Here is a 24488-nt window from a genome sequence, read left to right as displayed (position 1 = left end):
CGTCCCCGCCCGGCAACTTGATCATGGGCGGGTGCGCTGCGCACCTGTATTTGGCGGGAGGAGCGCCGCACGCGCCCCTGCTTCCTTGTCCTTTGCCGCTCTCCCCTGTCCCGTGCGTTCAGAGGAGCCCGTCGGCGCGCAGGATGCGGACCGCGCGGACCGTCTCGGCGCCGCGCCACTCCATGGACCCGGCCGGCGAGATGCGGGCGTACTCGACCGTCCAACCGCCGTCCTCCTGCTGCCCCGCCAGGAGGCGCTGCAGGTCGGCGGCGACCGCGGCGTCCGAGAACAGCGCACGGGCGGGGCCGCCCGGGAACGGGGCGAAGTCGAGCGGGCGCAGGTATTCGTTCTCCGTGCCGCCCTCGACGTGCACGAGGCCGTCCGCCGGGAGGTGCGCGCCGAGTCCGCGCAGCAGGTCCGCGGCTTCCGGGTAGTCGGCGTGCACGGTGTCGAGCAGCCGGACCGCGAAGGCGAACTCCAGGGCCTGCGGCGCCTTCCCGGTCTCCAGGCGAGCGGCCACCTCGGTCAGGCAGTACCGGGTGGCCCGGCCGAGCCAGGGGTGGACACGCAGCGCCGGGTCGTGCGCCGCGGCGCGGTGCGCGGTCGCGGCGACGATCGAGGTCAGCTGCAGCGACGACGCGGACGGGTCGCCCCATCCCCACCACGGCGCGCAGCCCGCAGGTTCGGTGATGGGCAGGGCGAAGGGCAGACCACCGTCCGGCCGGGTGACCCCGTCCAGCCATGCGCACAGCTCGGCAGCCTGGTGCGGGGTCGGTCCGCCGAGGTCCTCGAACGCTTCGAAGGCGTGCAGGGCCGCGCCGACCTGGCTCTCCGGCGAACGCAGGTCGCTCTCCAGGCCCCAGCCGTAGCCGCCGTCCGGATTGCGGTAGGCGTCCACGGCGCTGAGCAGCTGCCCGGGGGCGAGGGTACGGCCGAGGAAGGCGTGGAAGCGGAGCCGGTCGAGCTGGCGCGCGTGGGTGGCCATGAAGTCGGAGGCCGCGGACAGGATCTCCGCAGAGGACGCAGAGGACGCAGAGGACGGGAAGGACGCAGCGGAGCGGTCGGAGCGCGGGGCACTGTTCATGCGGTCCAGCGTGCCCCGGGGACGGCATGCAGTCTTGAACGTTCCGGCCGCGTCCGCCGGGCGTGTCAGGCCGGCCGAGACCCCGCATCAGGCTCGGAGGGTGACGCGCACGCGATGCCGGTGATGCCACGCCGCGGCCCGGGCGGGTTCGGGGCGCAGTGCGTCGCGCAGTGTGCCGTCCGGGAGTTCGGTGTGCCCTTCGCGGGCGATCAGCATCCCCAGCCGCTTGGGCGGTGCGGGGTCTCCGAGGGTGCCGCGGCCCAGTGCGGTGAGCCGGAGGTCGGCGGGCAGCCGGACGTACCCGTAGAAGACCGAGCCGGTGAGCGCCGCGAGGCCCGACATGAGCGGCAGCAGGGCGGACAGCAGGCCGAGCGGCACCGCGTGGTACGGGATCCCGGCCGAAACCGCGGTCGCCGCGATCCCGAACACCGCGGCCCCGCCCGCGAACGCCAGCGCCCCGGCACCGACCGCGCAGGCCCGCATGCGGGCGACCTGGCGGCGCGGCGTCAGGAGCCCGCCGCGCACCAGCCGGTCCTCGGCCGCGCGGACCGTGGGCGTCCTCCCCAAGGCCCGGGCCAGTTCGGGGAACGGCGCCGCGCGCCGACCGTGCAGGGCCTCCAGCACCGCGCTCTGCGCGGGACCGTCCGGCTGCAGGTCGCCACGCACGGAGAGGCATCCGTTGTACGCGCAGTCCAGGTCGCCTTGTTCGTACAGCTCGGCCACCACCGCCTCGGCCGCCCGCCGCCGCCCGCCGTGCAGGAGCGCAGTCTCCAGCAGCCCCATCGGCCGGACCTCCGGGCCGTCCCCGGGCCCGGCCAGCAGGCGCCGGCGCTTCCCGCACACGACCGCCGCCAACACGGCCAGCGCCGCGAAGTAGACGGCGGCCGCCAACACCATCGTCCCCACAGGTCTTCCCCCAGACATCCGTACTACCGGTCCATCCGCACACATCTGCCGGCCGCTGCCTGCCGCTGCTCGCCGCGTCCTGTACTTGCCGTCATGCCCAAGCCCGGCATCGGATGTACCGGCATGGACGGTTCCGCGGCACAGGTCGGTTTCGCCCTTCCGTCCACGATCCCGCGGACCTGTGACACCGGAGAGCTCCGCCCCCTCGTTCGTGTTGGATTGCGGGATGACGCAGACCACCGACCAGCCCTTGGCGCGGGTGCGCGACGCCGTACGCCGGACCGCCGAACTCACGCGCGGCCGCGTGGCGTCCGGTACCGGGCATAACGACGCGGACGACACCGAGGGCACGATCGGCACCGACGGCGCGATCGGCTTCGACCCGCTGCCGCTGCTGGCCGCCCTCGACCGGGCGGGCGCCCGGGTCGCGGCCATCGGCCAGGTCGCCGGGATCATCCACGGATCGGCCGAACTCACTGGCGACCTTGACCTGTTGTGGGACGGCAGTGCCGCGCAGGCGGCCGCCGTCGCAGCCGCACTCGCGGCGGTCGGCGGAATGCTGGTCGAGGACGACGGGACCATGGTGCCGCCCACCGCAGCGGCGATGCGGCGGCCGAAGTGGGACTACGTCACGCCCACGGCCGGCGGCGACCTGTGCACCCCGGAACTGCCCTGGGGCGCCCTGGACGTCGCGGCGTTCCTCGCCCGCGCCGAGCAGGCCGAGGGCCTGGACGGCACCACGATGCATTTCCTGCGGCGCACCGACCTCGTGGCGATGCGGCGCGCGGTCGGCCGCCCCAAAGACCTGCGCCGAGCCGACGAACTGGATCGCCTGGCGGCGGCGGAGACGGCGGAGAAGGAGGGAAAGAAAGGGAAGGCGGACTAGGACGGTCGGTCTTGCGGGGGCGGTCCGGCCTCGCCCGACTGCCAGACCCAGGCGGCGATCCCGACGCGGTTGCGGGCGGCGAGCTTGGCCTGGATGTTGGCGACGTGGGTCTTGGCCGTGCCGGCGGTGATGAACAGCGCCTCGGCGATCTCGGCGTTGGTCCGGCCGTGCGCGACGAGCCTGGCGATCTCGAGTTCGCGTTCGGTGAGCGGCCCCGGACCGTCCGCCGGGCCGGGCTGCGGAGCCGCGGCGCTCGTCTCGGGTCCGGCGGCGGCTCGCAGTTTCGCAGCAGGCCCGCCGGCCAGGCTGCTGAGCAGGCGCACAGTGATCTGCGGGCTGATGAGCGTGTCGCCGGCCATGGCCGCGCGGACCGCCTCGATGAGGAGCGCCGGGCCGGACCGCTTGAGCAGGAAGCCGCAGGCGCCGTTGCGGAGCGCGGTGTGCACGTACTCGTCCAGGTCGAAGGTGGTGACCACGACGACCCGGGTGTGCGGGGCGAGTTGCCGGGTGACCTCGAGGCCGTCGAGGCGCGGCATCCGGATGTCGGCGAGCACGACGTCGGGGGCGAGCTTGCGTGCCAGAGCGACCGTGGCCTCCCCGTCGGCGGCTTCGCCGACCACGGTCATATCGGGCTGCGAGTCGAGGATGAGCCGGAAGCCGCTGCGGATGTCGTCCTGGTCGTCGGCTATCAGGATGCGGGTGGTCACCATGTCCATCATGCCGGGCGGGATCCGCGGCCGGTGGCGCGCCCCTGACCGGGGAAGACCGCGGCGACCTGCCAACCGCCGTCCGAGGCCGGGCCTGCGGTCAACCGGCCACCCGCCGCCGCGACGCGCTCGTCGAGCCCGGCCAGGCCGCGGCCGCTGTTGCGGCGCAGCAGGCGGCCCGGGCCGGCCGGGCGCTTGGCCGGACCGTCGGATTCTCCGTCGTCCGCGGCGTCGTTCCGTACCGCCACTTCGATGCCGGGAGCCCGTCCGGCCCGGTCCGCGTCGGACTGCTGACGGACGGCCACCTCGATGCGGGCGCCGGGCCGGGCGTGCCGCCGGACGTTCGTGAGGGCCTCGACGACCACCCGGTAGGCGGCCGCCCCGGCTTCTCGGGACAGGGCGGCGGCCGCGTCAGGGTCGATGTCCAGTCGGACGGGGGCGTCGCGTTCACCGGCGTACCGCCCGACGAGGCCGGGGAGTTCGCCGACGCCGGGCGGCGCGGAGGCGCCGATCGGTGCGCCGTCCGCGGTGAACAGCATCTGCACGGTGCGGTCCATCGACGCGAGAGCGCTGAGGCCGGCCTTCTCGATGCGTTCGAGTGCCAGGATCGCGGCCTGCGGGTCCTGGGCGGCGACGAAGCGGGCGGCCTGCGCCTGGACCACGATCGCACTCACGTCGTGGGCCACGAAGTCGTGCAGGTCTTTGGCGAGTTCGAGCTGCTGGGTACGCCGGGCCTCGGCCACCGCGCGCCGGGCCCGCCGGGCCTGCCGGCGCGGGTAGGCCCCGGCTGCCGCGGCGATCGCCCCGCCGGCCGCCCAGAAGAGCACCGCACCGGCTTGGGCCATGCGCGGCTCGGTGCCGAGAAACGGCACCACCCACAGGGCGACCGCGGCGACGGCCGGCACCGCGGCCACCGCAACCTGCCGACGTGAGCCCCAGCGCGTGGTCACCGCGATGAGCAGCATCAGCACGCCGACTTCGGTGATCTTCCAGCCGCCGGTGCTCTCCATCGCCGGACGGGGACGGAAGAGGTCCGCGGCCAGGGAGACGAGGGCCGTGCCGGTGAGTGCCGCAGCGAGGAGGCGCCGTGAACGCGGCAGGCAGCCCAGCACCCCCAGGGCGACCGCTCCCGCCAACGCCGCGGGCACGGTCGTGTACGCGTCCTGGCCGCCGGCCCGGCCGACCGCAAGCACGGTGATGCCGAGGGCGAGCGCGGCGGCGGTTGCCGCGTACTCGCGTGCGCGCGCCCTGGTGGCGGTCTCGGCTGCGGTCGTCTCGGCCGGGGTGATCTCGGACATGGGACGCAAGGCTATGCGGCGGTCATCGGCTGCGGCATATGCCGTTCGGCAGAGCCGCTGCCGAAGCGGAAGCGCAGGTGAAGGGCAGGATCTGCCGATCGGCGGATGGCCGGGGCGGGGGCGGGCGGACGAGGCTTGTGCCCATCGCCGCAGCAACCGCCGCCGCCCTCCGGCACCATCCGCCGGGCGGGCTGCCGCTGCCCCACGAGCAGGAGTCGACCATGGCCATGGCCACGCAGCAGACCGCCGTCCCGGCCGCCACGGCATCCCCGGCCGCGTCCGTTCTCGGTGGCGGCGAGCCCGAGATCCGCGGGCCGCTGGTGTCGCGCCGGCTGCGGTGGACCGCGACGGCCGCGACGCTGACGCTGCTGCCGAGCGGACTGTGGCGGATCGCGATCGCGTGCGGCTGGGACTCCGGCTTCCGCGACGAGGCCCTGCACCCGTCCAACTTCCCCGGCCGCTACTCGTTCTACTTGATCGCGCTGAGCATCTTCGCCGAGTTGGTCGGGATGCTCACGCTGGGCCTGGTGCAGCGCTGGGGCGAGGTGCTGCCACGCTGGGTGCCGTGGCTGGGCGGCCGGCGGATCCCGGCGATGGCCGCGGTCATACCGGCGTCCCTGGGCGCGCTGCTGGTCACGCTGGTGACCGTGGGCGGTGCCTTCGGCTGGAACGATGCGGACAACATGGGCCACCCGGACTCTCCGCAGGGCGCGAAGTACTGGATCATGACGGCCTCGTACGCCCCGCTGATGCTGTGGGGTCCGCTGCTGGCCATCGTGACGGTCGCGTACTACCGCCGCCGCAAGCAGCACGGCTGAGCTCCGGTCGGCCTCTGCGCCCCTGCGAGGGCCGACGAATTGGCCGGTCCTGAGGGGGCGCGAAGCGGGGGCAGCGCGTGTATGACTGACGGATGACCACTGATGACGCGACCGAGCCGGGTCCCGCAGCGGCTGCCGTGCCGACCGCCGCGCTGTCCGGATTCCAGGACGAGATCTACCTGCACGGCCTGCTCGAAGAGCGGGTGCCCGGGTATCCGACGGACCTGTCGGCCTTGGAGGACGCCGCCCGCGAGGTGCTGGCGCCCGGGCCGTTCGGGTACGTCGCGGGTGCGGCCGGGACGGGTGCGACGCTGCGGGCCAACCGCGCGGCGTTCGACCGGTGGGCGATTGTGCCGCGGATGCTACGGGACGTATCGGTGCGCGATCTGTCCCGCACGGTGCTCGGCACGCGCCTTGCCGCGCCGGTCCTGACCGCGCCGGTCGGCGTGCTGTCGATCGTGCACGAAGAGGCCGAGCCGGCGGTGGCCCGCGCGGCGGCGGCGCTCGGGCTGGGCAGCGTGCTGAGCACCGCGTCGTCGACGCCGATGGAGGAAGTCGCGGCGGCTGCGGGCGACGGGCCGCGGTGGTACCAGCTGTACTGGGCGCGCGATCCGGAGGTCACCGCGAGCCTGCTGGCGCGCGCGAGGGCGGCGGGGTTCACGCATCTGGTGGTGACGCTGGATACCGGGATGCTCGGGTGGCGGCCGCGGGATCTGGACCAGGCGTATCTGCCGTTCCTGCGGTCGACCGGCATCGCGAACTACCTGACGGATCCGGCGTTCCGGGCCGGTCTGGCCAAGCCGCCGGAGGAGGATCCGTTCGGTGCCGTCGCGCACTGGGCGGGGATGTTCTCGAACCCGGCGCTGACCTGGGCCGACCTCGCGTGGCTGCGCGAGCACTGGGACGGGCCGGTGGTCCTGAAGGGCATCGTGCACGCGGACGACGCCCGCCGGGCGCGCGATGCGGGCATGGACGGCATCGTGGTGTCGAACCACGGCGGCCGCCAAGTGGACGGTGCCCTGGGGGCGTTGGCCGCACTGCCCGGCGTCGCCGATGCGGTGGGCGCGGACCTCGCGGTGCTGTTCGACAGCGGTGTCCGGACCGGCGCGGACATCGTGAAGGCGCTCGCGCTCGGCGCCGAAGCGGTCCTGGTCGGCCGTCCGTACGTGTACGGGCTGGCCCTCGGCGGTGAAGACGGCGTACGGCATGTGCTGCGCTGCCTGCTGGCCGAACTCGACCTGACACTCGCGCTTTCCGGGCATGCGAGTGTCGGCGAGCTCGGCCGCGACAGCTTGGTGCAGCAGGGTGTCTGAGCTGCGTCTGACCGGGTTGGCGGTCCGGCGCAGGTCGGTTCAGGCGAACAGGGCCAGGGTGTCGGCGAGTTGCGAGTGCAGTGGGCTCGACAGCCCGGCCGGGTCGAACCATTCGAGTGCGTCGAACTTGTGCGGTTCGCCGATGGCCACCGCCGCCGGGTCGACGCGCACCGCGAAGACGGCGGCGACCCAGTGCGAGTCCACCGGGTCGCCGCGCAGCACGTTGCGCACGCCGATGTTGCGGATCTCCAGCGGTTCCGCGACGTACTCCTCGCGGACCTCGCGCGTCACCGCCGCCTCGAACGTCTCGCCGAACTCCAGTGCGCCGGCTCCGCAGTCCCAGGTGCCCGCCTCGTCGCGGGCGCCCGGGCCGCGGCGGGCGAGCAGGATGCGCCCCGCGCCGTCGTGGCAGACGAAGACGCAGGAGACGGACGGGGTGCGGTCGCTCATGGTGGTTCCTCGGCAGGTCGAGCGGGCCGGGCACGGGCTCGGCCGGCCAGGCGGATCGGGCGGATCGGGCAGGTCGGCGTCAGAAGTGGTCGAGGAGGTCCGCGAAGGCCTGCACGTGCAGGACGCCCGCGTCGGACCGGTCGACTTCCTCGTGTTCGAGCACCCAGGTGTGCTCGTGCGGGATGAACACCGCGCGCAGACCGGCCGCCCGGGCGGGCAGGATGTCCGACTTCGGGGAGTTCCCGATCATCCAGCTGACCGCCGGGTCGAGGCCCAGCTCGGCGACGAGCGAGGTGTACACGGCGGTGTTCTTCTCCGCCACGACATGCACGCTGCGGAAGTGGTGGGCGAGGCCGGAAGCGGCGACCTTCTCGCGCTGCTCGCTGTCGTCGCCCTTGGTGACCAGGCGCAGTTCGTGGCGGGTGCCGAGGACCGCGAGGGTCTCGGCGACGCCGGGGATGAGCTCGATGTGCTCGCGCTCGATGAGCGGTGCGGCGAGCTCGGCGATGCGCTCCAGCTCGGCTCCGGTCGCGGGGCGCTCGCGCAGCTTGGCGAGGCACTCGGCGAGGCTGTCCAGGAAGACCTTGCTGCCGTACCCGTGGGTGACCGCGTTGGCACGCTCGATGTCGTCCAGGACGGACCGCACTTCGTCGCGGCCGAGGACCGGGTGGACGAGCCAGTCGAGGTAGTCGTCGATCACGCGCTCGAACAGGATGTTGTTCTCCCACAGCGTGTCGTCCGCATCGAAGAGCAGGACGAACCGCGCAGGACTCGGAGCACCGGCGGCAGGTGCCGGCAGGGGATTCGCATCGTGGGTCACGCTGCACTTTAGGCCGGGCCCGAGAAGTCGATCAAAACGTTTTCCGGACGCCGGTCCCCGTTCACCGGGACGACACCCGGGCGTGGCTGGATTGCCGGGTCGGGCGGTGCGGGTCGCGGGGGTGGGGATCGGGTGCGTGCAACGGCGGCCGGGTCCGTGTCCCCCACTGGCCACCCCGCGCCCGCACCCTCCGGCGGCTACGCGTCCGTGCGCGTCCTCGGGTCGGGCGCGTACGGCGCCGCCTGGCTCTGTGCGCGCCGGCAAGGTGAGTCCGGCAGCGGCGGCACCGGTCCGGAGCACCGCGTCGCGGTCGTGCTGCATGCGCGGCCGGTGACGGAAGCCGAGCAGCTCGCGCTGCACACGGAACTCCTCGCGGCGGCCGCCGCGGCCCGGCACCCGTGCACGGCTCCGGTCCACGATGTCGCGATGACGCCCGAGGGACACGGCCAGCTGCTGCTGGACTGGTATCCGGACGGGTCGTTCGCGTCGCCCGATCCCCTGCCCCTGGACGACGTGCTGATCGCCGGCGTGCGCGCGGCGCTGTCGCTGCGGGCCGCGCATCGGCGCGGTGTGCTGCACCTGGACGTGCGGCCGGGCGCCCTGCTGCGCGGCCGCGACGGCGAGGCGTACTTGTCCGGGCACGGCATCGCCCGGGCCGTGGAGCGTGCCGCCCCGGGCTCCGGACGGCCGTACGACCCGGCGCACGCGCCGCGGGAGCTTGCCGGCTGGGAGTCTCCCGGCCCGGCCTGCGACGTGTACCAACTGGGCGCCACTCTTTACCAGTTGCTCAGCGGCACCCCCGTGTCCCCCGCCCGTCCCGCGGCTGCCGTGCCGCGGCCGGCGAATCCGTGGCTGGCCGTCCGCGCGGCTTCGCCCGCGTCGGAGGGCCCAGCGACCGCACCGGGTGAACCGGCCGATGCGGGTACCGCCACCGGGTCGTCCGCATCCGCATCGCCGAACGCCCCCGACATCGCCGACGCGGTCGACGCCGCCTACCACGCGATCCTGCGCGGCAGTGTCCCCGCGCCGCTCGGCGTGCCGATTCCGGGGTCCCTGGTGGCACTGCTGCGCCGCATGCTGGCCCCGCATCCGGCCGACCGGCCGTCGATCGGCGAAGTGCACGGCGCCCTGTGCGCGATGGTCCCGGCGACCGCCGCGGAGCGGGTTCCGCGCCTCGATCCCGAGCCGGACGAGCCGGATCCGCTGCTGCGTCCCGATCCGCCCGAGGAGCCGTACGAGGACGAAGAGGACGACCCGGAGTACGAGGCCCGCCAGCGGCGCCGACGGCGTTGGCTGTGGGTGATGGCCGGTACGGCGGCGCTGCTGTTCGCGGCCGGGGCGTACGCCATCGTGCAGACCGGGAACGCCGGGAAGAGCCGCAAGAACCCTCCCGCGGCGAGCGGTTCGCCGAGTCCGGGGGCGGGCGGCCCGGCCCGGCTGCTGACCCCGTCCCAGGGTGCGCAGTACGCCCCGCGGGACGTGACGACGGTCGGTTTCGGGGACAGCGTGCAGGTGGCATGGCAGCCGCCCGGGGACGCCGCCGCCCAGGCCCAGGTCGCGGGCTACCTGGTCCTGGCCCAGGACCCGCAGGGGGCGGCGGTCGACCGGCGCCAGACTCCGGCCGGGACGTCGAATGCGGTCTTCACACTGCCGCGCGGCTCGGCGGCCGGACCGGTGTGCTTCACCGTGACCACGCTGGTACGCCTGCCGGACGGCGCCCTTGGCCTGGCCCCCGCGGCGCAGGTGTGCCCGGCGCGGCCTTCGGGTCTGCCGTCGGCCACGCCTTCCGGCGGCAAGGGCACAGCCTCTCCCGGGGCGAAGGCCACGCCGCCGAACGCGACCGCCACCGCCGTGCGCTGACGCCGCGCTCGAACGGCGGGGCGGGAATCCGGCCGCACGGCAAAGCAGACGGCGATGCAGACGACAGGGCGGGTGCAATAGAGCCCTCAGGCTCCATCCCACCCGCCCTCGATCTGCGGCCCCGCCCGCGGCCCCGCCGCCCGCATGCGGCGTCGGCTGCGAACTCGCTTGCTAGTAAACGAGGTTGGCGTACTCGGTCGAGCCAAACGCCGCTGCCATGTCCAGGTCGGCGACGAGCGTGCCGGTCGCCGCGTCCGGGATGACCTTGCCGATGCGCTTGGTGGCGATCTCCACGCCGCGCTCGTCGACGAAGCTGAACTTGTCCGGGCGCAGTTGGAACATGTGGTCGCCGGTGCCGTTGCTCCGGTTGCTGCCGATGATCGCGCCTTGGTGCACCTGCCACTTGGTGGCCGTCTGCTGGAGCGCACCGCCCGCGAAGCCGCCCGCGGTGCTCAGCCCGACGCTGCTCGCGAACTTCCCGGCCGACATGCTCTGGCCTTCGACCACGATGAGGTAGGTGTTCTCCGCCGACTTGCCGACCAGGCTGGACACGGCGCTGTTGAGGCCGCCGGTCCACCAGTGGCGCCGGGTGTTCAGGGTGTCGGACGCGGTGTCGAAGAAGCGGTGGGTGAGCTTCTCGTAGCGGGCTCCGCCGTCCGCGTCCTTGCCGGCCGCGCGGTTCTGGTTCATCTCGACGCGCTTCTCGGAGTCGGCCGCGCGGGCGTCCTCGCGGGCCGCGGTCTTGTTCGCGGCGTCGGCCGCCTTCTGCTCCGCCGCGGCTTCCTTGCGGGACGTGGCAGCGTCCTTGTCGGACTGCTCGGCGGCCTTCTTGGAGTCGGCCGCGGCCTCCTCGGAGGACTTGGCCTTGGCGTCGGCTTCGTCGGCCTTGGTCTGCGCCTCGTCGCGGCGCGCGGCGGCCTCGTCGGCCTTCTGCTGGGATGCGGCGCCTTCGTCCTTGGCCGTACCGGCCTTGGCGTTCTCGGCCTCGGCGTTGTTCTTGGACGTCTCGGCGTCGTTCTTGGCCTGGGCGGCGTCCTCGCGGGCCTTGGTCTCGGCGCCGCGTGAGTCGGCGGCCTGCTTGTCCGCGGCCGCGGCGTCCTTGTCGTGCGTGCCGGCCTGCTTGTCGGCGGCCTCGGCCTTGTCGGCGTGGGTCTTCGCCTCGCCCCGCTCGTTGGCCGCATTGCTGCGTTCCTGGGCGGCTTCCTCGCGGTGCTTGGCGCCGTTGGCCGGGTCCTTGTCGGCCTTGGCGTCGGCTTCGCGGGCCTTGGCCTCGTGGGCGTCGGCCTTGTCGTTGTGGGTGCGTTCGGTGTCGCGGTGGGTCTGGGCTTCCTCGCGGGACTTGGCGGCGTCGTTGCGGTGCGTCTCGGCTTCCTGGGTCTTGTCGGACGCGTTCTTGGCGTGGCCGTCGGCTTCCTGGGTCTTGTCGGTGTGCGTCTTGGCCTGGGCCTCGGCCTGCTTGTTGTGGTCCTCGGCGTTCTTGGTGTGCTGCTGGGCCGCTTCCTTGCTCTGGTCGGCGTTCTTCTGGTGGTCGGCCCGGTCGGTGTCCTCGCGCTTGGCGGTGTTCGCGGCCTCGTCGCGGTCGGTGCGGTGGTTCTCGGCCTTCTCGGTGTGGCCTTGTGCGTCCTCGCGATGCTTGGCGGCGGCTTCGTCGTGCCGGTCCGCGGTCTTGTTCGACTCGGCGGCCGAGCGCTCGTGCTGGGCGGCGTTGTTGCGCTGCTCGGCGGCCTGCTGCTCGTGACGCTGCTGGGCCTCGCGGTGTTCCGATGCCCGGTTGTTGTGGCGTTCCTGGACGCGGTCGCTCGCGGACCGCTGCTCGCCGACCTTGGGGTCGCGGGCCGGGGTGCCGTCGGGGTTGCGCGGGGCGTTGGGGGTCGGGTTGCCGTCCGCGTCGCGCGAGCCGCGGCCGTTGCGCCAGGCGCCGGTCTCCACGCGCTGCTTGAACTTGTCGCCCAGGCCCTTGCCGCCGACGCTGACCAGGGCGGCGGCCGAGGCGTTCACGAACGCCCCGGCGTCCCAGAGCTTGACGTCCTTGCCGTTGAGGTAGTTCGCGGACAGCGTCGTGGCGTACTTCGTGCCGACGTTCACCGCGTACTGGCTCGAGTACTTCAGGCTGGTCTGGCCGATCCGCTGCGCCCGCGACAGGCCGTTGGGGCCGGCCGCCCATTCGCCCTTGTAGCCGCGCATGGCCTTGCCGTTGCGGAAGGCGTTGACCGAGTTCTTGACGACGTTGCCGGGCCGTGCCAAGGCGGCAGCGAACTTGCCGCCCTGGAGGCCCTTGGTACCCGCCTTGGCGACGCCCGCCACCGACTTGCCAAGCTTGACCGCCCAGTTCGCCCGGGTGATCATGCGGACGCCGGGCAGGACGTCGAGGAGCGACATGAAGACCTCGCCGAGCCCGGTCTTGCCCTGCAGATACTGCGCGAGCGTGGAGACGAAGACGGCGGCGGCCAAGGCGAAGACGATCCACCCGAGCGGGCCGCTGACGAACAGCGCGATGACGCCCAGCACGGCGACCGCGATCTTGAGCCAGGGCACCACGGTCTCGTGGAACCAGTCGGCGACCTTCTTGTACCAGGCGAGGTTCTGGATGCCGAGGTCGGAAGCCTGGTCCAGTTGCTTGATCAGGATGCCGGCGGCTGCGTCGCGGATCCCCACGGCGTCGACGCGCAGCTTGTCCGCGGTCCCCATCGCGGTCCCGGCCGCCGTGAGCCGTCCCCCGGCGTCGTTGCGCTTGGTCCTGCTGTCGTTCACCAGGGTCTGTGCGGCGGTGAGCTGCTGGGGTGTGGCGGTGCCGGAGTTCTGGAGGGTGGCGAGGTCCTTCACGGCCGTGTCGAGGGCGGTCTGCGTGTTCTTGACGTCGGTCTGCGCCGTCTTCTTGTCGCGTGCGGCCTGGTCCGCGGTGGTGCGGGCCTGGTCCGCCTTCGACTTCGCCTTGGCGAGTTCGTCCGCATAGGTCACCAGGGCGCGGCCGGCCAGGTCGTAGGAGGCGCGCAGCTTCTCGATGTCGCCGGGCACGGGCGTGAGGTGCGCGCGGAACGCCTTCGCGGAGACGCCCAGCCACTGCTGGACGGTGGTGTCGTCCTGCATCTTCTTCGTCTGGTCGACGGCCAGCTGCGCGCGCGTGGCGAGTTGGTTGAACTCGTTGCCGAGGGACCTGACTTCGGACGGGCTGCCCGGTGTCGGGTCGGTCCCTGGTGCGAGGTTGTCCCAGATGGACGGAGCCATGCCCGTTCTCCCCTTGTGAACGTCGGACGGCGGAGCGCACCGCGCGCTGCGGCTGGCCTCGGGGCGCGGGTCCGGCAGCATGTGCCGCTGCCGGACCGGCGCCCTGGGCGTCGCGGACCGGGACGGGCGGGGACGCCCGGCGGTCCGGCGCCGGGTCAGCCGAGGCCGGAGCCCAGCTGCTGGTCGGCCTGCTCGAAGGTCTCGGCGGCCTTCTTCAGGTAGCCGCTCATGCCCTGCAGGCCTTCGATGGTCTGCGCGGCGCCGCGGTTGAACTCCTCGTAGGAGGTCTCGAACTGCTTGCTGGACTTGTCGGTGACGTAGCCGCCGTTGACCAGGGTCTTGATCAGGGTCTGCAGGATCGTGAGCTTGTCGATGATGTCCGCGTGCCCGTCGGACAGGTCGGACGCGGCCTTGCGCATGTCGTCGTAGGTGACGTTGACGTTTGCCATGGCGGATTCCTCCGTGGTCGGTGGGGACCGGGCGGTCCGGCCGCCGGGCGGCGGCCGGATGTCAGTAGTCGAAGCGGAACGTCGAGGAGATGGCGTCGAACATGTCCAGCAGCGGCTCGTGGAGGGCCACCGACGGGCTGGACGCGGAGACGACCGCGAGCCGGTCGTCGTAGCCGGGCACCCGTACGAAGGTCTGCATGGTGACCATGCGGACCTTGCGCGGACTGCCGGGCAGCGGAAGGTCCTCGACGCCTTCGCTGCGCGCGGCGGGGCCGACGCCGGGGATGTCGACGGTGGTGGTCCGCTGCCACGTGTCGGCGGCGTGGTAGGCGGTCTTCGCGGCCAGCGCCGCGGCCATCGCCCGCGGGTCGGTGTCGGTGAGTTCGCCGGTGGGCGAGCGGGTCGAGACGACCGACATGGTGACGCTCGCCGTCACCGCGGTGCCGGCGACCTGCTCGGCCAGGCAGCCGCAGTAGATCGCCCCGGAGTCCCACGCCTCGCGGCCCATTTCGCGGAGCAGCTTGAGCAACATCGGCCGGTACTGGGCGAGTCCGGGTTCGGCGCGGATGCGGTCGTTCACCGCGCGGCGGATGTTGTCGTCGCGGGACGCGGGATGGATGTCGAACTCGTACCACTCCTGGGGCACGGTGATCGAGACGCCCCGCGGGGCCGCTGTACTCGTGCCGTCCACCCGCACCGCCTCCCCGTGGAAATTCACCGCCGACCATGATTTCTAGCGGGCCACGGGGAAGCGTGCGGATTACCGGAGGTTAACGGCAGGAGAGGTCACGGTGAATTCTTTTTCCCGTTGGTCACGGCATTCTTCAGACCGATGTCGGTCTCGGTCAGGGTCTCGACCACCGAATGTCCCATTTTCGCCAGTGCGTTCATTTCGCGTTCGAGTTTCCCGCGGCCGTCCTTCCAGCCCTTCACGAACGCGTGCAGCGCATCGCTTGCCCCGGAATGTCCTAGATGGTCGTCCACGGCGTTCACCCGGCTGGGTGTGTCCACCATGGTGTCGACCATGACGTCGAGGCGCCGCGCAAAAAGATCAAGGGCCGGCAGGTCGACCCGGAGATCACCGGTCGTAAAGGGCATGGGCTGGCCTTTCGTCTACGATTCCGAGCAGTGCTTCCGATATCAGCATGACGATAGGCCGGGGGTTGCGGAATTGATATCGGGAATGTGATCGGCGGCCGTCGCGCAGGCGATGGCAGGCATTCTCCGGGCGTATTGCCCGGGCGGTTCGAAACCGGGACGGACGCGAGGGGCATATGGAGATCCGACTGAGCCTGGCAGGTGCCGACGGTGCCGCCGACGTGCTGGTGGAGGCGGAGGCCGAAGTGACGGCGGGGGTGCTGGCCGCGGAGGTGCGCCGCCAGGTGGGCCTGGCGCCGCTGGGCGGTCCGCAACTCCCCGGAGAGCCGGTGCAGTTGTACGTCGGGGGCCATCCGGTCGACGCCGCCGCGGCGATCGGCGCCTCGCCGATCCGCGACGGGGCCGTGCTCGGCTACGGCGCGCCGGCGCCGGACTCCCTTCCGGACGCTCAGGGTTCGGCGGAGATCCACGTCACCGGCGGCCCCGACGCGGGCGGTGTGCACCGCCTGGGCCCGAGCACCGCGGTGCTCGGCTCGGGCCCGGACGCGTGGATCCGGGTCGCCGACCCGGACCTGCCCGCGGAGGCGGCCGAAGTCGACGTGGCGGTCGACGGCACCGTCACCGTCCGCCCGCTGGCGTCCGGGAGCGGCATCCGGCTGGACGGCGATCCGCTGGAGGAGGCCCGGGAGTGGCCGCTGCGCGGCATCCTGGTCTGCGGCCTGAGCACGTTCGAGCGGGCCGTCCCCGGGTTCCCGGACACCGCGCTGCGGCCTGCCGAGGACGGCGCGGGCCTGGACTACAACCGTCCGCCGCGGGTGCAACCGCTGCCGCGGCGCCGCAAGTTCCAGATCCCGACGCGTCCCGAGCAGGGCGAGGCGCAGCCGCTGCCCTGGCTGATGGCGCTGACGCCGCTGCTCGGCGCGCTGGTGATGATGTACGTGATGAAGAACTCGAGGATGCTGATCCTCGCCCTGCTCAGCCCACTGTCGATGATCGGCATGTACGTCACCAACAAGCGGCACGGGAAGCGGTCGTTCCGCAAGCGCCTGGAGCGCTACCACCAGCGCAAGGCGTCCATCGAGGAACAGGTCGGGCACGCCCTGGAGTTGGAGACCCTGCAGCGGCGTGCGGCATTCCCGGACCCGGCCAAGGCCGGGCTGATCGCCACCGGCCCGCGGCAGCGGCTGTGGGAGCGCCGCCCCGGGGACGCGGACCGGCTGGTGCTGCGGGTGGGCACCGGGCGGCTGCCGTCGGCCATCGAAGTGACCGACCCGCGCCGCGAGGAGCACCGGCGTACCGACCCGCGCGAACTTGCCGACGTGCCGGTCACCGTACCGCTGGCCGCGGCCGGGGTGATGGGCGTGGTCGGGCGCGGGTCGCTGCCGCGGGCGGTCGGGCGCTGGCTGGTGGCGCAGGCCGCCGTCCTGCACAGCCCGACCGATCTGCGCGTGTGCGTGCTGACCGACCATGCCGGCGGTCCGGACTGGGAGTGGGTGCGGTGGCTGCCGCATTGCCGGCCCGGGCCGGAGAACCAGGCCGTGGCCCTGGTGGGCACCGACGCCGAGACGGTCGGGCGGCGGATCGCCGAGCTGCTCGGCGTGCTGACGGCCCGCCAGGACGCGATGCGCGCGGCGGGCGGCAATGCGCAGCCGCCGAGCCCGGACTACCTGGTGGTCATGGACGGTTCGCGCCGCCTGCGGTCGGTGCCCGGCGTCACGCAGCTGCTGCGGGACGGCCCGGCGGCCGGCATCCACGCAATATGCCTGGACGCGGACCGCCGCCTGCTGCCGCAAGAGTGCGCCGCGGTCGCCGAGGAGGACTGGTACGGGCTGCTGCGGGTGACCCGCACCGGCGCGGACACCGTCGACGGGGTGCGCCCGGACGCGGTCGGCCCCGCCTGGTGTGCCGACGTCGCCCGCGCGCTCGCCCCGATCCGCGACGCCAAGGCCGACGAGGCGGCCGGGCTGCCGGATTCCTCCCGGCTGCTGGACGTCCTCGACCTCGAACCGCCGACCGGCGACCTGATCGCGGCACGCTGGGCACTGGGCGGCCGCTCCACCGTGGCGGTGGTCGGCGAGTCGTTCGACGGGGCGTTCGGGGTGGACCTGGTGCGGGACGGCCCGCACGGGCTGGTCGCGGGGACGACCGGTTCGGGCAAGTCGGAGCTGCTGCAGACCATCGTGGCCTCGCTCGCGGTCGCCAACCGGCCCGATGCGATGACCTTCGCGCTGGTCGACTTCAAGGGCGGCGCCGCGTTCAAGGACTGCGCCCGGCTGCCGCACACCGTCGGCATGGTCACCGACCTCGAGGCCCGCCTCGTCGAAAGGGCGCTGGAGTCCCTCGCCGCGGAACTGCGGCGCCGCGAGCACATCCTCGCCGACGCCGACACCAAGGACCTGGAGGACTACCAGGTCGCGATGCGCACCAACCCGGCGCTGAAGCCGCTCCCCCGGCTGCTCATCGTCATCGACGAGTTCGCCGAGATGGTGACGCAGATGGGCGAGTACGTGACCGCGCTGGTCAACATCGCGCGCCGGGGCCGCTCGCTGGGCATCCACCTGATCCTGGCCACCCAGCGCCCCAGCGGCGCGGTGTCCCCCGAGATCCGGGCCAACACCAACCTGCGGATCGCGCTGCGGGTGACGGACTCGTCGGAGAGCGCGGACGTGATCGACGCACCGGACGCCGGGCAGATCTCCAAGTCCACGCCCGGCCGGGCATATGTGCGGCTCGGCGCGGCATCACTCCTGCCGTTCCAGTCGGCCCGCGTCGGCGGCCGCCGCCCGGGTGCCGCGACCGACCCGTCCGCGGTGCCGCCGCGGATCGTCGAACTCCCCTGGAAGGATCTGGGTTCCCCGGTTCCGCCGCCCCCGCGCGGCGCCGGCGCCGAGAGCGACGACCTGCTGACCGACCTGGCGGTCCTGGTGGACGCGGTACGCGAGGCGAACGACCGGCTCGGCATCCCGCCCCAGCACAGCCCCTGGGCACCACCGCTCCCGGAACTCCTGACCCTCGGCGAGCTGACCGCCGACGCCCCCGAGGCCGCCGCCGGGACGCTCGTACCGGCGCCGTACGCCCTGGAGGACATGCCCAGCGAGCAGCGGCGCGTGGTGCGTGCGGTCGACCTGACCACGTTCGGCCACATGCTCGCGGCGGGCGCTCCGCGCACCGGGCGCTCCCAGCTGCTGCGCACCATCGCCGGATCGCTGGCGTCCACGAACTCCTGTGCCGATGTGCACATTTACGGTGTCGACTGCGGCAACGGCGCGCTGCTCGCACTGGAGTCGCTGCCGCACTGCGGGGCGGTCGTGCGGGCCGCGGACACCGAACGGGCCGTCCGGCTCCTCGAGAAGCTGTCCGAGGAGGTCCGCACCCGGATGGCGCTGCTCGGCGAGCGCGGCTTCACCGACATCGGCGAGCAGCGCGCCCGGGTCGCCGAGGACGAGCGCATGCCGCACCTGGTGCTGCTGCTCGACCGCTGGGAGGGCTTCACCAACACTGTAGGCGACCTCAACCACGGCGAGCACACCGACACGATCCTGCGCCTGCTGCGCGAGGGCGCCAGCGCGGGGGTGCACGTCATCGTCACCGGCGACCGCTCGGTGCTGACCGGCCGCATCTCGCAACTCAGCGAGAACCGCATGGCGTTCGCGCTCAGCGACCGGAACGACTACGGCCTCGTCGGCCTGATGAGCCGCAAGGCGCCCGACGAGCTGGCCCCCGGCCGCGGCTACCGGATCGGTGCGGTGGAGTTGCACGTCTCGCTGCTCGGCGCCGATCCCGCCGGGCAGGCCCAGGCGGCCGACCTGCGCGCGATCGCCGAACGCACCCGCCTGCGGGATGCCGAAGTGCCGCGCGGACGACGTCCCTTCGGGGTGGACGTGCTGCCGCAGCGCATCGAGTACGCGGCTGCGTGGGCGCTGCGCGGCCGCGACGGTGCCGCGGTGACGCCCGGCGGGATGTGGAGCATGGTCGCGGTCGGCGGCGACACGCTCACCGCACTCGGGCCCGATCTCGCCTCCGGTACACCGGCGTTCGTCATCTCGGGACCGGCCCAGTCCGGGCGCAGTACCGCATTGGCGTCCGCGGCCCGGTCGTACCTGGCCGCCGGGACCGAGCTCATCGTGCTGGCCCCGCGCGAGTCGCCGCTGCGCGCGCTGGCCTCGGTGCCCGGGGTCGTGGCGGTGTTCGACGGGCCGGACGTGTCGGTCGAGGAGTTCCTGGCGGCCGTGGACAAGGCCGTCGGGCCGACCGTGGTGCTGGTCGACGACGCCGAACTGCTGCGCGACTGCGCGGCGGGCCCGGAGCTGACCCGGATCGCGCGCCGGTCGCTGCGCCCTGACGTGGGGCTGATCCTGGCCGGTGATGCGGACAGCATCTGCTCGGGCTTCTCGGGCTGGCAGGTGGAGGCCAAGAAGGCCCGGCGCGGCCTGGTGCTGTCGCCGCAGAACACGATGGACGGCGACCTCATCGGGGTACGCCTGCCGCGGGCGTTCGTCGGGCACCCGGTGCACCCGGGCCGGGGCGTCCTGCACCTGGGCGACAACGAGCAGGTGGTGGTGCAGGTCCCGGCGACCGGGTTGGGCTGAGGCGGAGGGCGCCGGGGCTCGCCGCCGGGGCGGCGGGTGCCGGCGCCCGCTACCTGCGCACCGCGCGCATCACCACGAACTTGCGGTCGCTCGCGACCACTTCGCAGTTGCCGAAGATGCGCTTCAGCTTCACGTGGTAGCCGAGGTGCCGGTTGCCGACCACCCACAGTTCGCCGCCCGGCCGCAGTGCGGCGCGCGACCCGGTGAACATCCGCCACGCGGTCTGGTCGGTGGTCGCCTGGTGGCTGTGGAACGGAGGGTTGTTAAGCACCAGGTCGGCAGTCCCGGACGGGAAGCCGTCCAGGCCGTCCGCGACGGTGAACTCCGCACCGCGGTCGGCCGGTTCGCCGACGTTGGCGCGGTACGTCGCGGCCGCGGACGCGACCGCCTGGTAGGACTCGTCGACGAACGTCACCCGCGCCTCCGGGTTGCCGAGCGCCGCCGCGGTGCCGACGACGCCGTTGCCGCAGCCGAGGTCCACGACATGCTCCGCACCGCTGCGCTGCGGCAGGTGGGCGAGCAGGAAGCGGGTGCCGATGTCCAGGCGCTCGGCGCAGAAGACGCCTGCGTGGTTGGTGACTTCGCGGCCGGAGACGATGCCGACGCCGTCCGGGAGGGCGTACGTGTGCGGCCACGGGTTCGGGCCGGGGGCGAGGTCCGGCGCCGCGGTCGTGAAGATCAGCCGGGCCTTCTTCTCGGCGAGCGAGGTGCGCGTCGGCCCGAGGATGCGGGTGAAGAGGTTCAGCGTCGAGGTGTGGATCTCGGCGACCATGCCCGTGCCGTAGATGCGCGTACCGGCGTGCACGGAGGGGGCGAGCCGGCGCAGCTGGTCCTCGAGCAGTGCCAGGCTCTTGGGGACCCGCACGATGAGCACGTCGATACGGGCGGGCGGCGGGTCCTGGGTGGTGCGGATGCGTACCGAATCCGGGGCGAGGCCGTTGCGCGCGAGATTCGCGACCGCGGCCTCGCGGGCCAGGTAGGAGTCGGTGATCATCGTGGGGCGGTGCGCGGCGAGCGCGGTGCTCAGGGCGCCCCAGCGGTCGCCGGAGACGACGATCTCCCCGCTGAGGTCGGCGGGCTCGCCGGCCGTGCCGTCCGGTCCCGGTTCGCCCTTGAGGTGGCGCAGCAGGTACGCGTCGGCAGCATCCCAGGCGCGCAGCTGGTCGCGCGGGTCGTCGGGGTACCTGGCGAGGTCGAAGTCGCCCCATGAGGTGGTGAACCGGTTCATTATGCGCCCAGGGTAACGGTCGCCCGGGCAGGGGAGGTCCCCTCACCCCGGAGCGCGGTCCGCCATCTTGCGTGCCGTGCGCACGGCGCGGCCGACCTCGTCGACGCGGTGCCACGCATCGGCGGCCTGCGCACGGTCGGGGCGGAAGTCCGCGTACGTGATCGCGTTGACCAGCTCGGCGAGGCCGGACAGGTCGACGGGCACGCCCGTTCCCCGCTCCGGAGGATCCTGCGCGGACAGCCCTGCCCCGAATGCGGCCACCTCTTCGGCGGTCAGCGTCGCCGGATCGGGCATGCCGGCCCGGTGCAGGTGGTCGCCGATGCGCCGCCACGCGGCGACCAGTTGGGCACCGGGGTCTCCCCGGCGTTCGCGGCGCCGGGCCACCCAGGGGCGGAGCAGCTTCCCCAGGACGACGGCGGCCGCGGCCGCGGCAAGCAGGGCGGCGGCGCCGATGCCCCAGCGCAGCAGATCCGCACCGCTCTTGCCGTCGTCCCCGTTGCGGCGATCCGCCGGGCGTGCCGCGGGTTCGTCGTGGCGCGCCTCGATGATCTGCTGGTCGGCCAGCAGGCGCCGGGCGCCGGCCCCGGGCGGCGCGGCCTGTCCGCCCGGCTGCCGGATGGCCTCGGGTGCGGTTGGCTGCGGCAGTGGGCCGGTGGCGGTCGTGCCGGTCGGGACCTGCGGGCCGGCGGGCGAGGGCTGCCGAGGCGCCGCGGGCAGACCGTCCGGCGTCGGGTGGAAGGGCACCCAGCCGACGCCGGCGAACTCGATCTCGGGCCAGGCCACCGCGTCGGCGCCGGTCACCTGCCAGCCGCCCGCCTCGGGCCTGCCGTGCCGGAATCCGACGACCACGCGGGCGGGCAGTCCGAGGGTGCGGGCCATCGCCGCGAACGCGGCGGCGAACTGCTCGGACGTCCCGCGCTTGCTCTCCATGAGGAAGAACTCGAGGTTGCGGTAAGTGTGCCCGGGCACCGCGGCCGGGTCGAACACGGCATGCCCGCGCAACCACGCCGCGAGGCGCAGGGCCTGCTGGTACGGGAAGCTGCTGCCCGCGGTGGCTTCCTGGGCGAGCCGGCGCAGCAGGTCGCGGGTCGGCGCGTCCGGCATCCGGGTGTACCGCGGGTCGTCGGCCGCGGATGCGAACTGGATGCGCTGCGGGTCGAAGACCGGGACGTGCGACTCGACCCGGTACACGTCGCCCTCGTGCAGCGGCGACCGGCCGGCGAGCGCGCCGCTGTCGGGGTCCACGGCCAGGGTGGCCGGGACCGAGAGCCCTTCGATACGGGCGGCCCGGTCCGCGGCGGGCAGCCAGACCCCGCCCAACTGCTGGACGGTCACCTGCTGGTCGAGGGAGACGAGGCGGACGCCCTCGCCGTTCGCGGTGCCGCGCTCGGGGTCTTCCGGGATCCGGCCGCCGGTCGGGCGCAGCATCGCCTCCGGCGTCCAGCTGATGCCGTCGAAGCGGCCGAGCACTGCCAACCGCCATTCCTGGTCCGCAAGTTGGGCGTTGACGTCGGGGGCGGAGCCATCGGTGCGGACCTGGAACAGCGGCCGGTCCGGGTCGGCCAGCCAGGCGCCCACCAGGTCGAGCGGGTTGCCGCCGGTGACGTACTGGGGTTCGGCGGCGGCCGCCTTCGTCCGCGGGCTGAACGGGTCGCGCTCGCCGACCCCGGTCAGGGCCGGCACGTATACCGCCGCGAGCAGGGCCTGCGCGGCTGCCAGCGGCCATGCGAGCGCGGACATGCGGTGGCGGGTGGACCGTGGAGCGGTCGGCGTCGCAGCCGGCGCCGGATCACCGGTCGGCCGGCGCGGGCCGGGACCGAACGGTGTGACGATGGCGGCCGCGGTGACTGCGGGCTCTGCGGCGAGGCCGCGGTTGCGGGTCGCGACGAAGATGCCGCACACGGCGGCGAATACCCCGGCTGCGGCGGCATTGGCGCCGGGTGCGCCCGCGCCCAGCACGACGGCGAGGCCGAGGACCGCGAACGGCGGCAGCAGTGGTACGAGTACGGTCCGGGTGCGCAGCACGAGTTCGGCCGCGGCGTAGGCGGCCAGCCACACGACCGTGAACGGCAGGATGAGCAGCGGCCCTTCGGCCGGCACGGGTGCGATCACGGTCAGCGCGAGATGCGGTGCGTCGAGGAGGTCCGTACCCAGGGTGCGCAGCAAGGCGGCATCGGGTGTCTGCTCGCGGTAGAGGAGCACCCATACGAAGACGGGCCAGGCCGCGACCGTCAGGATCAGCGAACGCCACAGTCCTGCTGGGCTGTTGCCGCCGGTCCGGGCCCGGCGGCGGGCGGCCGCGGGGCTGATCAGCACCGGCACCGCCGCCGCGGCGACGACCACCGCGGCGACCGAGCGCAGTCCATAGACGCGGTGGAAGGCCAGCCCCGCGGTGCTTGCCGCGAGGAAGACCAGGAACAGGGCAACCGCCGGTGTCGCCCGGCTCGTTCCAGGGTCGGGCTGCGGGCCGTCCGGTCGCGCGAGGTCGGCTTTCGGGATGGGCGGCGCGTCCTGCAGGCTCCCGGCGCGGTTCATCGCGCCGCCTCGCGCTGCCAGGCCGCGACGAGGGCCTGCGGGCTGTCGACGTACAGGCAGGGAATCGCCGCGGACAGTCCTGCGGGCCGGTGCCCCTCGGCGGCATTCGCGGGCGCATCCGTACCGCGGCCGGGCTGCGGTCCGGTCCGGACCAGCACGATGCGTTCGAAGCGGGCGGCCGGTCGGGCGAGGGCCTCCAGGCCGGTGAGGTCGCCGCTGCCGGTGATCACGACGAGCGTGCCGCCCGCCCGCGTGCGGTCGAGTTCGTCGAAGGCGCCGGCCAGCGAGGCCTCATCCGAGAACGCGACGAGCGCCAGCAGGTCCAGGAGTTCGTCGGGGACCACGCCGCGCCGCGAGTCGGCGAGCACCGTCCCCGCCGCGGTGAGAAGGCGCAGCGGGAACCGGGTCAGCAGCGCCGTACGGGCCACGGACGCCGCTGCCTCCACGGCGAGTTCGAAGGCATCATCGGCGTCGCCGAGCGGATCGGCCTCGTCGTCGCGCAGGCGTCCGGCCGGCGGCCCGACCTCCCCCTCGGTGGCATACGCGCTCCGCCGCGTGTCCAGCACGACCGTGGTGTGCGGCATGCTCACGTCGACCATGTGACGCACCATCAACTCGCCGGTGCGGGCGCTGGACCGCCAGTGCACGCGCCGCAGATCGTCGCCGGTGACGTACGACCGCAGCGTGTGGAACGCCTGGCTGCCGCCGTCCGCATTGGCCGAGCTCGGGCCTTCGATGTGGTGCGCCCGCCCGGACGCCAGCAGCGGGAGCGGGTGCACGCGCGGGCGCACGAGCACCGACGTGTCCGCCGCGCACCGGCGCGCACGGCGCGCGAGTCCGAAGAGGTCGGTGCGCACCGTACGCAGCGGACCGACGGCCAAGCGGCCCCGGCGGTGGGTGGGCAGCGGGTACGCCGCGGTCGAGGTCTCCCCGGGCCGCAGCGCCCCGGTCCGCACGGCCACCACGATCCCGCCGCACAGGTCTTCCATGTCCACGCCCCTGACCCCGCGGCGGCCGCGGCCGGTTGCGGTGACCACCGCTTCGGCCGCTTCGCCGCGGGCGACACGGGCCGGGACGACGGTGCGTTCGGCGCTGACGCGGCGCGCGGGCAGGACCCGGAGCACCGACAAGGCCACCGCGATCAGACCGGTGCCGCCGAGGATCGCGGCCTCGGGGTAGCCGAGCGGCCAGGCTGCCCCGAGGAGCAGCACGGACACGGCTG

General features: G+C 73.6%; 18 protein-coding genes. 5 read left to right on the top strand and 13 right to left on the bottom strand.

Features of this window, described 5'->3' with window-relative positions; genetic code table 11:
* Positions 1-118 precede the first annotated feature (118 nt).
* Positions 119-1084 (bottom strand): hypothetical protein, encoded by a 966-nt coding sequence (locus tag LZ495_RS13010; RefSeq protein ID WP_235052288.1) that lies wholly within the window; start codon positions 1082-1084, stop codon positions 119-121.
* A gap of 87 nt (positions 1085-1171) precedes the next feature.
* The gene (locus tag LZ495_RS13005) at positions 1172-1981 is read right to left on the bottom strand and encodes a TIGR04222 domain-containing membrane protein (RefSeq protein ID WP_235052322.1); all 810 of its coding nucleotides are present in this window, start codon (positions 1979-1981) and stop codon (positions 1172-1174) included.
* A gap of 235 nt (positions 1982-2216) precedes the next feature.
* Between LZ495_RS13005 and LZ495_RS13000 the strand changes: the two genes are divergently transcribed.
* Entirely contained in the window at positions 2217-2876 is a 660-nt protein-coding gene (locus LZ495_RS13000) for a hypothetical protein (RefSeq protein ID WP_235052287.1), read from the top strand.
* On the opposite strand, the gene LZ495_RS12995 is transcribed toward LZ495_RS13000, so the two are convergent.
* The gene (locus LZ495_RS12995) at positions 2873-3592 is read right to left on the bottom strand and encodes a response regulator (protein ID WP_235052321.1); all 720 of its coding nucleotides are present in this window, start codon (positions 3590-3592) and stop codon (positions 2873-2875) included. The genes LZ495_RS13000 and LZ495_RS12995 overlap by 4 nt on opposite strands.
* Positions 3592-4881 (bottom strand): sensor histidine kinase, encoded by a 1290-nt coding sequence (locus tag LZ495_RS12990; protein WP_235052286.1) that lies wholly within the window; start codon positions 4879-4881, stop codon positions 3592-3594. Before LZ495_RS12990 ends, LZ495_RS12995 begins: the two co-directional genes overlap by 1 nt.
* A 137-nt stretch (positions 4882-5018) precedes the next feature.
* Here LZ495_RS12990 and LZ495_RS12985 point away from each other — a divergent pair, with 137 nt between their 5' ends.
* Positions 5019-5699, top strand: a complete 681-nt coding sequence (locus tag LZ495_RS12985) for a hypothetical protein (RefSeq protein WP_235052285.1) — start codon at positions 5019-5021, stop codon at positions 5697-5699.
* A gap of 92 nt (positions 5700-5791) precedes the next feature.
* A complete protein-coding gene (locus LZ495_RS12980) occupies positions 5792-7012 on the top strand; it encodes an alpha-hydroxy-acid oxidizing protein (RefSeq protein ID WP_235052284.1) in 1221 nt (406 codons plus the stop codon).
* A 39-nt stretch (positions 7013-7051) separates the two neighbouring features.
* Here LZ495_RS12980 and LZ495_RS12975 read toward each other — a convergent pair whose 3' ends face one another.
* Together LZ495_RS12975 and LZ495_RS12970 are read right to left on the bottom strand one after the other, a co-directional pair.
* Positions 7052-7462 (bottom strand): NUDIX domain-containing protein, encoded by a 411-nt coding sequence (locus LZ495_RS12975; RefSeq protein WP_235052283.1) that lies wholly within the window; start codon positions 7460-7462, stop codon positions 7052-7054.
* 79 nt (positions 7463-7541) lie between these two features.
* Positions 7542-8282, bottom strand: a complete 741-nt coding sequence (locus tag LZ495_RS12970) for an HAD family hydrolase (protein WP_235052282.1) — start codon at positions 8280-8282, stop codon at positions 7542-7544.
* A gap of 156 nt (positions 8283-8438) precedes the next feature.
* Between LZ495_RS12970 and LZ495_RS12965 the strand changes: the two genes are divergently transcribed.
* Positions 8439-10142 (top strand): protein kinase family protein, encoded by a 1704-nt coding sequence (locus tag LZ495_RS12965; RefSeq protein ID WP_235052281.1) that lies wholly within the window; start codon positions 8439-8441, stop codon positions 10140-10142.
* Between the two features lie 171 nt (positions 10143-10313).
* Here the strand turns inward: LZ495_RS12965 and LZ495_RS12960 are convergent, their stop codons facing one another.
* The 4 genes from LZ495_RS12960 to LZ495_RS12945 all read right to left on the bottom strand — a co-directional run bounded on the left by LZ495_RS12960 (position 10314) and on the right by LZ495_RS12945 (position 14914).
* A complete protein-coding gene (locus LZ495_RS12960; protein WP_235052280.1) occupies positions 10314-13367 on the bottom strand; it encodes a hypothetical protein in 3054 nt (1017 codons plus the stop codon).
* A gap of 155 nt (positions 13368-13522) precedes the next feature.
* Entirely contained in the window at positions 13523-13816 is a 294-nt protein-coding gene (locus tag LZ495_RS12955) for a WXG100 family type VII secretion target (protein WP_235052279.1), read from the bottom strand.
* A 61-nt stretch (positions 13817-13877) separates the two neighbouring features.
* Positions 13878-14534 carry a hypothetical protein gene (locus LZ495_RS12950; RefSeq protein ID WP_235052278.1) on the bottom strand — a complete coding sequence of 219 codons (657 nt, stop codon included), beginning with the start codon at positions 14532-14534 and terminating at the stop codon, positions 13878-13880.
* A 68-nt stretch (positions 14535-14602) separates the two neighbouring features.
* The gene (locus LZ495_RS12945; protein WP_235052277.1) at positions 14603-14914 is read right to left on the bottom strand and encodes a hypothetical protein; all 312 of its coding nucleotides are present in this window, start codon (positions 14912-14914) and stop codon (positions 14603-14605) included.
* A gap of 176 nt (positions 14915-15090) precedes the next feature.
* Between LZ495_RS12945 and LZ495_RS12940 the strand changes: the two genes are divergently transcribed.
* Positions 15091-19503: a type VII secretion EssC family protein gene (locus LZ495_RS12940; protein WP_235052276.1), complete on the top strand. Its 4413-nt coding sequence runs from the start codon at positions 15091-15093 to the stop codon at positions 19501-19503.
* A gap of 49 nt (positions 19504-19552) precedes the next feature.
* Here LZ495_RS12940 and LZ495_RS12935 read toward each other — a convergent pair whose 3' ends face one another.
* Genes LZ495_RS12935 through LZ495_RS12925 form a run of 3 tightly spaced genes read right to left on the bottom strand, consistent with a single transcriptional unit; the run spans position 19553 to position 24483 of the window.
* Positions 19553-20731, bottom strand: coding sequence for a methyltransferase (locus tag LZ495_RS12935; RefSeq protein ID WP_235052275.1), 1179 nt, complete (start codon positions 20729-20731; stop codon positions 19553-19555).
* A 42-nt stretch (positions 20732-20773) separates the two neighbouring features.
* A complete protein-coding gene (locus LZ495_RS12930) occupies positions 20774-23266 on the bottom strand; it encodes a transglutaminase TgpA family protein (protein ID WP_235052274.1) in 2493 nt (830 codons plus the stop codon).
* On the bottom strand, positions 23263-24483 hold the full coding sequence (locus LZ495_RS12925) for a DUF58 domain-containing protein (RefSeq protein WP_235052273.1): 1221 nt from the start codon (positions 24481-24483) through the stop codon (positions 23263-23265). Before LZ495_RS12925 ends, LZ495_RS12930 begins: the two co-directional genes overlap by 4 nt.
* Between the last annotated feature and the right edge of the window lie 5 nt (positions 24484-24488).

The organism is Yinghuangia soli, from assembly GCF_021502675.1.
In the GTDB taxonomy this organism is placed as follows: Bacteria; Actinomycetota; Actinomycetes; order Streptomycetales; family Streptomycetaceae; genus Yinghuangia; species Yinghuangia soli.
This window is presented reverse-complemented; position numbering and strand designations above follow the sequence as displayed.

Excerpts from the sequence above, each read along its gene's own strand:
- LZ495_RS13010 (WP_235052288.1), bottom strand. The coding sequence starts at position 1,084 with ATGAACAGTGCCCCGCGCTCCGACCGCTCCGCTGCGTCCTTCCCGTCC.
- LZ495_RS13005 (WP_235052322.1), bottom strand. The coding sequence starts at position 1,981 with ATGGTGTTGGCGGCCGCCGTCTACTTCGCGGCGCTGGCCGTGTTGGCG.
- LZ495_RS13000 (WP_235052287.1), top strand. The coding sequence starts at position 2,217 with ATGACGCAGACCACCGACCAGCCCTTGGCGCGGGTGCGCGACGCCGTA.
- LZ495_RS12995 (WP_235052321.1), bottom strand. The coding sequence starts at position 3,592 with ATGGACATGGTGACCACCCGCATCCTGATAGCCGACGACCAGGACGAC.
- LZ495_RS12990 (WP_235052286.1), bottom strand. The coding sequence starts at position 4,881 with ATGTCCGAGATCACCCCGGCCGAGACGACCGCAGCCGAGACCGCCACC.
- LZ495_RS12980 (WP_235052284.1), top strand. The coding sequence starts at position 5,792 with ATGACCACTGATGACGCGACCGAGCCGGGTCCCGCAGCGGCTGCCGTG.
- LZ495_RS12975 (WP_235052283.1), bottom strand. The coding sequence starts at position 7,462 with ATGAGCGACCGCACCCCGTCCGTCTCCTGCGTCTTCGTCTGCCACGAC.
- LZ495_RS12960 (WP_235052280.1), bottom strand. The coding sequence starts at position 13,367 with ATGGCTCCGTCCATCTGGGACAACCTCGCACCAGGGACCGACCCGACA.
- LZ495_RS12955 (WP_235052279.1), bottom strand. The coding sequence starts at position 13,816 with ATGGCAAACGTCAACGTCACCTACGACGACATGCGCAAGGCCGCGTCC.
- LZ495_RS12945 (WP_235052277.1), bottom strand. The coding sequence starts at position 14,914 with ATGCCCTTTACGACCGGTGATCTCCGGGTCGACCTGCCGGCCCTTGAT.
- LZ495_RS12940 (WP_235052276.1), top strand. The coding sequence starts at position 15,091 with ATGGAGATCCGACTGAGCCTGGCAGGTGCCGACGGTGCCGCCGACGTG.
- LZ495_RS12935 (WP_235052275.1), bottom strand. The coding sequence starts at position 20,731 with ATGAACCGGTTCACCACCTCATGGGGCGACTTCGACCTCGCCAGGTAC.
- LZ495_RS12930 (WP_235052274.1), bottom strand. The coding sequence starts at position 23,266 with ATGAACCGCGCCGGGAGCCTGCAGGACGCGCCGCCCATCCCGAAAGCC.